Below are 9239 nucleotides of genomic sequence, written 5' to 3'. Positions count from 1 at the left end.
CGCTACACCTCCAGCAAGGCACGGCGCCGGAGCGGGCGCACGAACAGCTCGGCGAGGTCGCCGGCCTGATCGTAGCCCTGCACGGGCGTGAACAGCAGCTCGATCGACCACTTGGTCGACAACCCCTCCGCCTCGAGCGGGTTGGCGAGGCCGAGCCCGCAGACCGTCAGGTCCGGCCGGGTCGTGCGGCAGCGGTCCATCTGGTCGTCGAGGCTCTGGCCCTCCGTCACCCGCGTGCCCGCGGGCAGAAGCTCGATCTCGGCGGCGAGATGGGCGCGGTGCAGGTACGGCGTCCCGACTTCCACGAGCTCCGCGCCGAGCTCCCGGGCGAGGAACCGGGCGAGCGGCACCTCGAGCTGCGAATCGGGGAAGAAGAAGATGCGCTTGCCGCCGAGTCTGTCCCGGTGCGGCGCGAGGGCGGTCTCGGCGCGGGCGCGACCCGGAGCCGTGGCCCGGTCGAATGCCTCTTCGGAGACGCCGAACGCCTCGGCCGCCGCCCGCAGCCAGCCGGTGGTGCCCTCGGCCCCGAGCGGGAACGGCGCGGCGAGCCGCCGGGCACCGCGCTCGTCGAGGGCGCGGGCCGTGTCGGTCAGGAACGGCTGGGCGAGCAGATAGCGGGTCCCGCGCCCCACGGCCGGCATCGCGCCGGCCCGGCGGGCGGGCAGGAACCGGACATCCCCGATGCCCATCGCGGCGAACATCCGGGAGAACTGATCCTCCACCACGTCGGCCAGAGCGCCGACGACCAGGAGCGACGGCGCGGCCGTCTCGGTCTCGCGGGGCAGATCCGGCACGAGGGCCGCGAGGCAGGCATCCTCCCCTTGCGTGAAGGTCGTCTCGATGCCGGAGCCCGAATAGTTCAGCACCCGCACGGGAGCGAGCCGGCCCGACAGGCGCTGCGCCGCTCGGGACAGGTCGAGCTTGATCACCTCCGATGGGCATGAGCCCACGAGGAACAGGAGCTTGATGTCCGGTCGGCGCTCGATCAGCCGGGTCACCACCCGGTCGAGTTCCTCGTTCGCGTCGGCGAGGCCGGCGAGGTCGCGCTCGTCGATGATGGCGGTCGCGAAGCGTGGCTCAGCGAAGATCATGACGCCGGCGGCGGACTGGATCAGGTGCGCGCAGGTGCGCGAACCGACCACGAGAAAGAACGCGTCCTGTATCTTCCGGTGCAGCCAGACGATGCCGGTGAGCCCGCAGAACACGGCCCGCTGCCCGTGCTCCTGGTGCAGGTCGATGCCGCCGCAGCCGGTCTGGTGGATCAGGGGAGCGTTCACGGCAGCGCCTCCATCAGGCGCGGCGCGGGGCTGCCGGCGCCTTCGAGGCGGGCGGCGCGCAGCTTCAGCAGGAACTGCCCGGCATTGATGACGTAGGTCGCGTAGGCGGCCAGCGCGAGGAGGAGCAGGGCCTGGCCATCCAGGGCGCCCGCGGCGAGGGCGGCGAGGTAGGCCGTATGCAGGGCCAGCACCAGCATGCTGACCACGTCCTCCCAGAAGAAGGCCGGGGCGAACAGCCACCGGCCGAACACCGCCTTCTCCCAGATCGAGCCGGTGACCATGATCGCGTAGAGCGCCAGGGTCTTCACGACCACCGAGAATTCGGCGACCCCCTGCCCCTGTCCGGAGACGAGGGCGCGCAGCACCAGAACGACGCTCACCAGGAAGATCGCGAACTGCACGGGGGCCAGCACACCCTGCACGAACGTCCAGGGTGACGCGTCGCGCCGCTGCCGCTCGGCGGGCGTGTAGAGCGGTCGTGCCGGCCGGTCCTCGGGACCCATCCTTCCGCCCCCCTTCGCTCGGCGCCAGTGGCACCGTCGTTGACAGAGGCTAGGTCCGGGGTCCCAGAAGTGTCAAGTGCGCTTGACGCTTTTGCGCGCTGACAGGAGCACCGATATTTTTTCTTTCTCTAAGATCATTGCCAAGTTCGTCAGGAAGCGTATCGTCACCGGCGTTGTCGGACATTGTGGCGACTTGGCTGTTTGAATCCAGGGGCCGACGAAGACAAAGAATAGACAGGCGAGCAACGCCGCACCCGATTCGCAAGCGCAGCCGCCGGCTCTTTCCGGGCCGGGGCCAGTGCAGGGAGGGATGCCGATGGGAGACTGGAGGCATTTCGGCGAGCGCCTGGAATACGGTCCGCCGTCGGCAGGCTGCGGGCCCGCGGGCGAGGCCGCCCCCGTTTTCAGAGACGCGGCGCTGGTCTGGTCCGAGCCGCAGCGGGCGCTTCCGGACGCCCTGGCGCGGGTGGTCGAGGCCGAGATCCTGCCCCGTCTTATGCTGGCCCATCGTCCCGCAACTGGCCGGCGCGGGCATCGCGAGCGCGGCCCGAGCCCGCAGGAGATCGCCGCGTTCAGCGCCCTGCTCCTCGCCCCCGGACCTGTGGATCTCGACGCCCAGGTCGAGGCCCTTCGCGACGGCGGCCTGCCCCTCGCCCGCCTCCTCCTCGACCTGCTCGCCCCGGCGGCGCGGCACCTCGGCGCGCTCTGGGAGGAGGATGCCTGCGACTTCCTCGCCGTCACGGAGGCGCTCGGGCGTCTCCAGGCGGTGAGCCGCCGGCTCTGCACGGAGTTGGAAAGCGAATCGGTGCCTGCCAACGGGCGCAGCGTCCTGCTCCTTCCCTGCCCCGGCGAGACCCACAGGTTTGGCCTGTCGATCGTGGCGAGCTTCTTCCGGGAAGCCGGCTGGGACGTGACCACGGCGGTGCCCGGTCCCGGCCTCGACCCGCTGGATCTCCTCGGAGCCGACTGGTTCGACGTGGTCGGCCTGTCGCTCTCCTGCGACGTGCTGCTGCCGGCCCTCTCAGAAACGGTTACGGATGTGCGGCGAGCCTCCCGCAATCCGGACATCCGCGTGCTTGTCGGCGGCCCGTATTTCGCCCGCCACGGCGGCGAGGCGGGGATCGTCGGGGCGGATGCCTGCGCGTCGGACGCGTGCCTGGCACCTGCCGCGGCGGAAGCTTTGCTGGACAGACAGGCATTGGCCTGCTGAAAGGGTGATACCTCAAAGATCACATTGCGGTGACCGTGACGCCCCAGCCTCGCCCCTCCCCGCAGCAGCCGCCCGCGGCCCTGCAGCAGGTGGCCGGCCACCTCGACGGAGAGGCGGTCGGGCGGATCGTTGCGGCCTCCGCCGACCTGTCGCTGGTGATCGACGCCGACGGGGTGATCCGGGACGCGACGATCGGTACCGATCTCGAGGCCGAGAACATTCCCGGCTGGCTGGGCCGGCGCTGGGTTGACACCGTGACGGTGGAGAGCCGGCCGAAGGTTGATGCCTTGCTGCGCGACGCCGGGCCCGAGGGCATCACGCGCTGGCGCCAGATCAACCATCCTTCGCCCAGCGGCATCGACCTGCCGATTCGCTACGCCTCGATACGCCCGGCCGAGGGCGGCCCGATCCTGGTGCTCGGTCGCGACATGCGGGCCGTGGCGGCGCTACAGCGCCGGCTCATGGAAACCCAGCAGGCGCTCGAACGGGACTATGACCGCCTGCGCGCCGCCGAGACCCGCTACCGGCTGCTGTTCCAGATCGCCGGCGAGCCGGTCCTCGTGGTGGATGCCGGGACGCGCCGGGTCTCTGAGGCCAACCCGGCTGCGGCGCGCCTGCTCGGGCGTCCCGCCAAGCGCATTGCCGGCCAGGACGCGGTGGACCTGTTCGACCCTGCCAGCGCCCGCGCCCTGGAGGCGCAGTTCGCCGCGCTGCGGGCGACCGGCCAGGCCGGAGAAGTTCGCGCGGTCCTGCCCCACGGGCGCGGCGAGGTAACGGTCTCGGCATCGCTGTTCCGTGGCGAGGGCGGCGCCAGCGCGTTGATGCGACTCGTGACCGATCCGGCGGTGGCGGAGGGGGGCGCGGACCAGGAGGCGCCGACCCGCGCGGTGATCGAGGCGATGCCCGAGGGCTTCGTCCTCACCGATCCGGCCCGGCGGGTGCTGACCGCCAACGCCGCCTTCCTGGAACTTGCCCAACTCGCCACCGAGGGGCAGGCGCGAGGACGCAGCCTCGACCAATGGCTCGGCCGCGACGAGACCGAGGCGCAGGCCCTGTTCGCGACGCTCGTCGATCACGGCGCCGTGCGCCGCTTCGCCACCGTCATCCGCGGGACCTTCGGCGGGATTGAGGATGTCGAGGTCGCCGCCGTCTCGGTGGCGGGGTCCCGCCCGTGCCTCGGCTTCGCCGTCCGCCCCGCCCCGCGGCGGATCCCGGACGGGCGCTTCGGCCTCGGGCGAGAGGTGCCGCGCTCGGTGGAACAGATGGCGGAGCTGGTCGGCCGGGTCTCGATGAAGACCCTGGTCCGCGAGACCACCGATCTGATCGAGAAGCTCTGCATCGAGGCGGCTCTGCGGATCACCCGGGACAACCGCGCTTCGGCGGCGGAGATGCTGGGCCTGAGCCGGCAGGGCCTCTACGCGAAGATGCGTCGCTACGGCGTCGGCGATCTGGACGGACAGGCCGAGGAGGTCTGATCCAGCCGGGTCGGGCGACGGCGGGGACCTGGTTTACGGCCATGGGTCCGTGAGCAGCATGGCCCGCGGGCAGCGCGTCGCGCGCATCACATTCAGCTGTGCCCACTGCGGTATCGCCGTCGATGAAACGACCCGTCGGTCCGAGGCGCGCCTCGAATCCGGAGCGGCGGCCGGTGTCAGGTTCTGGCCGATCGGCGGATCCGGATCTCGGGCTCTGCTCCGCGGCGCCGGGATGACTGGGTGGACCGGCGACGGTGCGTCGATACGAAGGGGAGGCCGGGGTCGGCCTGCCGTCGCCGACGATGCCGGTCGCGCGGCGCGCCAACCGCGAAGAACCGTCGCGCTGCCGGTCCCTGCATGCGCGGCGGGCACGCCAGCGGGATAATGTATTTTTATCTCGCCGCTGTATTCATCCGACAAAGCCTGCGCGCTATCCGCCACGTCGTGTAAATCTGTCTTGACACTTCTGCCGGCCCCGGTAGCCTCCCGGTATGGCCGCCACGCCCGCCCCGAGCGCAGTCATCGAGCTGCTGAAGCCGATCACGTGGTTTGCGCCGATGTGGGCTTTCGCCTGCGGCGTGATCTCATCGGGGCAACCTGCGCACGGCCAGTGGCCGGTGATCGCCGCCGGGGTGCTGCTGGCCGGGCCGCTGGTCTGCGCCACCAGCCAGGCCGCGAACGACTGGTTCGACCGACACGTCGACGCCATCAACGAGCCGAACCGGCCGATTCCCTCGGGACGCATCCCCGGTCGCTGGGGCCTCTATCTCGCCCTGGGCTGGACGGGCCTGTCGCTGACGGTCGCAGCGGCGCTCGGGCCCTGGATCCTCGGAGCCGCCCTGTTCGGGCTGATCCTGGCCTGGATCTACTCGGCCCCGCCGGTGCGGCTGAAGCGGAACGGCTGGTGGGGCAACGCCGCGGTGGCGCTCTGCTACGAGGGGCTGCCCTGGTTCACCGGCGCCGCCGTGATGGCCGCGGCCCTGCCGGACCGGCGGGTGCTCGTCGTCGCGCTTCTCTACGCGGCCGGCGCCCACGGCATCATGACCCTCAACGATTTCAAGTCCGTCGAGGGCGACCGGCGGATGGGCCTGCTGTCGCTGCCGGTACAGATGGGCACGGAACGCGCGGCGCGTTTCGCCTGCCTGGTGATGGCGCTGCCGCAGGTCGCGGTGATCGCGCTCCTCGTCGGCTGGGAGCGGTACTGGCATGCCGGCCTCGTGGCGGCGCTGCTGGCGGGCCAGTTCGCCCTGATGGTGCGGTTCCTCGACAGCCCCCGGGAGCGGGCGGCTTGGTACAACGGCACCGGCACCACCCTCTACGTGCTCGGCATGCTGGTCGCGGCCTTCGCCCTGCGGCCGCTGGTGGGAGGGGTTTGATGGCATCGGACCTGAACGCAGGCCTCGGCTGGCCCCAGATCATCCGTCTCGGCCTCGTCCAGACCGCGCTCGGCAGCGTCGTCGTGCTAATGACCGCCACCCTCAACCGGGTGATGGTGGTGGAACTGGCGCTCCCCGCTTTCGTGCCGGGCCTGCTGGTCGCCCTGCACTATGCCGTGCAGGTGCTGCGCCCGCGCTGGGGCTACGGCTCCGATCGGAGCGGGCGGCGCACCCCCTGGATCGTCGGCGGCATGGCGGCCCTCTGCCTCGGCGGGTTCGGGGCCGCCTGCGGCACCGCGCTGGCGGCCGAGAACCTCGCCCTGGGTCTGGCGGTCGCCGCCGTCTCCTTCCTGTGCGTCGGCATGGGTGTCGGGGCGGCCGGCACCTCCCTCCTCGTCCTGCTGTCGGGGGGCGTGGCGCCGGCTCGGCGGGGCGCGGCCGCTACCATCGTCTGGGTGATGATGATCGTCGGCTTCGCGATCACAGCGCCGTTGGCCGGGCATTTCCTCGACCCGTTCTCGGGCCTGCGGCTCGTGGCGGTCTCCGGCACGGTCTCGCTCGTCGCCTTCTGCGTGGCGGCGCTCGCGGTCACGGGCGTCGAGCGCCGCCTGCCGGCCCGCGCCCCGGAGGCCCCGGAGGCGCGCCGGCCGTTCTTCACCGTGCTGACCCAGGTGCTGGCCGATCCCGTGGCCCGGACCTTCACGGTCTTCGTCTTCGTCTCGATGCTGGCTTACAGCGCCCAGGAACTGATCCTGGAGCCCTATGCCGGCCTCGTCTTCGCGATGAGTCCCGGCGCCACCACCAAGCTCGCCGGCCTCCAGCACGGCGGCGTGCTCGCCGGCATGCTGCTGGTGGCCGCGGTGACCCTCGCGGCCCGCGGGACCCCCCTGGCCTCCCTGCGGCTCTGGATCGGGATCGGCTGCGCCGGCTCGGCGGCTGCCCTCTTCGCCCTGGCGAGCGGCGCTGCCGCCGGATCGGACTTCCCCCTGCGCGAGACGGTCTTCGCCCTGGGGGTGGCCAACGGCGCCTACGCGGTCGCCGCCATCGGCTCGATGATGGCGCTCGCCGGCCGCGGCGACGCACGGGAGCGCGGCACCCGCATGGGCGTGTGGGGCGCCGCGCAGGGCGTCGCCTTCGGGGCCGGCGGCTTCCTCGGGGCGGTGGCGGTGGATGCGGTCCGGCTCGTCACCGCCGAACCCGTTCACGCCTACGCGGCGGTCTTCGCCGCTGAGGGCGTGCTGTTCCTCGTCGCGGTGGTCCTGGCGGCGCGGCTCGATTCCACCCCGGCACCGGTCCCGGTGTCGCTCGAACCTGCCTTCAGCGTGAGGTGAGGCCATGGCTCGGTTGGACGACGGCGGCCCCGGTCGCGACACCTATGACGTCGTCGTGGTCGGCGGCGGGCCGGCGGGCGCCACGGCGGCGACCGACCTCGCCCAGGCCGGCCACGCGGTGCTGCTCCTCGACAAGCCCGGCCGGATCAAGCCGTGCGGCGGCGCGATCCCACCGCGGCTGATCCGCGACTTCGCGATCCCCGACGCACTCCTGGTGGCGAAGATCCGGTCCGCCCGGATGGTGGCGCCGAGCGGCAAGGCCGTGGACATGCCGGTCGGCGAGGGCTTCGTCGGCATGGTCGACCGTGAGCATTTCGACCCATGGCTGCGCGCCCGGGCCGAGGCGGCCGGCGCCGACCTGCGCGAAGCCGCCTACGACCGGATCACCCGGCCCGATGACGGGCCGCCGCTCGTCCATTTCACCACCGGCGCGGGGGGCAGTCTCGCCCGCCACGCCGTGCGGGCGCGCCTCGTCATCGGTGCCGATGGGGCCTGCTCGCCGGTGGGCCGCGCTGAGGTACCGGGCCATGACAAGATGCGGCAGGTCTTCGCCTATCACGAGATCCTGCGGGTGCCGCAGGCCGGAGCGCCGGGGGCCGAGTCGGTCGAGCCGAGCCGCTGCGACGTCTACTACCAGGGCCGCCACTCGCCGGATTTCTACAGCTGGATCTTCCCCCACGGGGACACGCTCAGCATCGGCACCGGCAGCGCCAGGAAGGGCTTCTCGCTGCGCTCCTCGATCCGGGCCCTCCGCGCCGCCACCGGCCTAGACGGAGCCGAGACCGTGCGCCGCGAGGGCGCCCCGCTGCCGCTGAAGCCGCTGAAGCGTTGGGACAACGGTCGGGACGTGCTGCTCGCGGGCGACGCTGCCGGCGTGGTCGCGCCGGCCTCCGGCGAGGGGATCTACTACGCGATGCTCGGCGGGCGGCTGTCGGCCGAGGCCGGCGCCGCTTTCCTGCGGACCGGGGACGCGCGCGCCCTCGCGGGCGCGCGCAGGCAGTTCATGAAGCTGCACGGGCGCGTGTTCTGGATCCTCGGGATGATGCAGTGGGTCTGGTACCGCAGCGACGGGCTGCGCGAGCGCTTCGTCTCGATCTGCCGGGACAAGGATGTCCAGCAGCTCACCTGGGACAGCTACATGAACAAGGAGCTGGTCCGCGCGAAGCCCGCCGCCCACGCGCGGATCTTCTTCAAGGACCTCGCCCACCTGTTCCGCTGGGTCTCGCCGTGAGCCTCGGCCTCGCCGATCTGGGGCCGCCCGCGGTTGCGTCGGTCGCCGCCGCGCTGGTGGCCGCGGCCGGCGGCCTCGCGACCACCACCGGTCCGTGGTACCGGCGCCTGCGGGTCCCGGCCTGGAAGCCGCCGGACTGGGCGTTCGGGCCGGTCTGGGCGGTGATCTTCGCCCTCACCGCCACCGCGGCGGTCCTCGCCTGGGCCGGCGATACCGATCCGGCTGCGCGGGGTGTGCTGCTCGCCGCCTACGCGGCGAACGGTCTCCTCAACATCGCCTGGAGCATGCTGTTCTTCCGGTTCCGCCGGCCGGACTGGGCCCTCGCCGAGATCGCGGCCCTGTGGCTGTCCATCGCCGTGCTGGTCCTGGTCACGGGCCGCGTCTCCACCGGGGCGGGTCTCCTCAACCTTCCCTATCTCGCCTGGGTCAGCGTGGCGGCCTGCCTCAACCTGCGGATCGTGCGCCTCAACGCGCCCTTCGGGGAGCCGGCATGATGGAGGCGCTGTTCGCCTCCGGGCGGATCGTCGACGTCATCCTCCTGCTCGTGGCCGGGGAGGCGCTTGTCCTCGCTTGGCTCGGCCGCCGGGGCGGGCCGCCGCTGCCGTCCCTGCTGGCGAATCTGGCCTCCGGCGCCGCGCTGATGCTGGCCCTGCGGGCGGCGCTGGTAGGAGCCGGCTGGACGGCGGTCGCCGGGTGGATGCTCGCCGGCCTCGTCGCCCATCTGGTCGACCTCGTGCTGCGCTTCCGGGCGGCCACGGCACAACGCCGCAGCCGGGCGCAAACCGGAACAACGCCGCGAACGGCCGCGTTCACGCGCGTCACCTGATTGAAAGAAC

General features: G+C 72.2%; 9 protein-coding genes. 7 read left to right on the top strand and 2 right to left on the bottom strand.

The features are described 5' to 3' along the window. Positions 1–2 precede the first annotated feature (2 nt). The gene (locus ACLBX9_RS16965; RefSeq protein ID WP_447719778.1) at positions 3–1277 is read right to left on the bottom strand and encodes a ferredoxin:protochlorophyllide reductase (ATP-dependent) subunit N; all 1275 of its coding nucleotides are present in this window, start codon (positions 1275–1277) and stop codon (positions 3–5) included. Next, positions 1274–1780 (bottom strand): 2-vinyl bacteriochlorophyllide hydratase, encoded by a 507-nt coding sequence (gene bchF, locus ACLBX9_RS16960; protein WP_447719777.1) that lies wholly within the window; start codon positions 1778–1780, stop codon positions 1274–1276. The genes ACLBX9_RS16965 and bchF overlap by 4 nt, the downstream gene beginning before the upstream one ends. 316 nt (positions 1781–2096) lie before the next feature. Here bchF and ACLBX9_RS16955 point away from each other — a divergent pair, with 316 nt between their 5' ends. From ACLBX9_RS16955 to ACLBX9_RS16925, 7 genes are all read left to right on the top strand, one after another. After that, positions 2097–2990, top strand: a complete 894-nt coding sequence (locus ACLBX9_RS16955; RefSeq protein WP_447719776.1) for a cobalamin B12-binding domain-containing protein — start codon at positions 2097–2099, stop codon at positions 2988–2990. 29 nt (positions 2991–3019) lie between these two features. Further along, positions 3020–4465, top strand: coding sequence for a transcriptional regulator PpsR (gene ppsR, locus ACLBX9_RS16950; RefSeq protein WP_010686362.1), 1446 nt, complete (start codon positions 3020–3022; stop codon positions 4463–4465). A 491-nt stretch (positions 4466–4956) separates the two neighbouring features. After that, positions 4957–5841 carry a chlorophyll synthase ChlG gene (gene chlG / locus ACLBX9_RS16945; protein WP_010686363.1) on the top strand — a complete coding sequence of 295 codons (885 nt, stop codon included), beginning with the start codon at positions 4957–4959 and terminating at the stop codon, positions 5839–5841. Then, positions 5841–7172: a BCD family MFS transporter gene (locus ACLBX9_RS16940; protein ID WP_447719775.1), complete on the top strand. Its 1332-nt coding sequence runs from the start codon at positions 5841–5843 to the stop codon at positions 7170–7172. Before chlG ends, ACLBX9_RS16940 begins: the two co-directional genes overlap by 1 nt. Positions 7173–7176: 4 nt before the next feature. Beyond that, complete coding sequence (locus ACLBX9_RS16935; RefSeq protein ID WP_010686365.1) at positions 7177–8403, top strand: geranylgeranyl diphosphate reductase; 1227 nt, start codon at positions 7177–7179, stop codon at positions 8401–8403. Beyond that, on the top strand, positions 8400–8897 hold the full coding sequence (locus ACLBX9_RS16930; RefSeq protein WP_010686366.1) for a TspO/MBR family protein: 498 nt from the start codon (positions 8400–8402) through the stop codon (positions 8895–8897). The genes ACLBX9_RS16935 and ACLBX9_RS16930 overlap by 4 nt, the downstream gene beginning before the upstream one ends. Continuing rightward, positions 8897–9229 (top strand): hypothetical protein, encoded by a 333-nt coding sequence (locus tag ACLBX9_RS16925; protein ID WP_010686367.1) that lies wholly within the window; start codon positions 8897–8899, stop codon positions 9227–9229. Before ACLBX9_RS16930 ends, ACLBX9_RS16925 begins: the two co-directional genes overlap by 1 nt. The last annotated feature ends 10 nt before the right edge of the window (positions 9230–9239 follow it).

It is taken from the genome of Methylobacterium sp. A49B (genome assembly GCF_053346215.1).
Note: the sequence above shows the minus strand (reverse complement) of the source record. Positions and strands in the feature narration are given on the sequence as shown.